Source organism: Lujinxingia vulgaris (assembly GCF_007997015.1).
GTDB lineage: Bacteria > Myxococcota_A > Bradymonadia > Bradymonadales > Bradymonadaceae > Lujinxingia > Lujinxingia vulgaris.
Map to the genome: position 1 here is coordinate 1 of NZ_VOSM01000067.1, position 602 is coordinate 602.

The 602-nt window shown below is 54.5% G+C and carries 1 protein-coding gene; it reads left to right on the forward strand.

Features of this window, described 5'->3' with window-relative positions:
* Window positions 1–88 precede the first annotated feature (88 nt).
* Window positions 89–602: alpha/beta fold hydrolase (locus FRC98_RS20915; RefSeq protein ID WP_230467891.1), on the forward strand; the 514-nt coding region annotated here is incomplete at its 3' end.

Sequence of the window (602 nt, forward strand, 5' to 3'; positions counted from 1 at the left end):
AAGCGAAGCGACAATTCTGTGATCTATGGGTCAAGGCGCGGTCTTTCCTGTCGCGTGTTGGTGTGACGTTTTATCGGTTATGTGAGTGTTGTCCACGAAGATGATGAATTTGCCTGTTTTCAAGCCGCGTTCCCCTTGGATTGGTGGGGATCTGCAGACCCTGCGCAACATGATTGTCAGGCCGGTTGCTCGTCTTGGCCGCTGGCCCTCATGCAGTCTGACCTTTCAACAGTATGATGGTGATTGCTTGCTGGGAACATTGAACCAGGCCGATGAAGCAGGGGCCTACCCACTGGGTCTGTTGCTGCATGGACTGACAGGAAGTGAGAATTCTTTATATATGCGCAGTACAGCCCAGACCCTGTTGAAGGAAGGCTGGGATGTGCTGCGCTTAAACCACCGCGGGGCTGGCCCTTCCGGACCGCTGTGCCGACAGTCCTATCATGCCGGTCGAAGCCAGGACCTTCGGGCTGTTCTAAGCCAGCTCGGACAAGAATTTCCCGCATTGAAACGGCGCGGCGTCTTTCTGGTGGGATATTCCTTGGGCGCGAACATGATTCTGAAGTTCCTGGGGGAAGGAGAGTTTCCACTTCCGATACGTT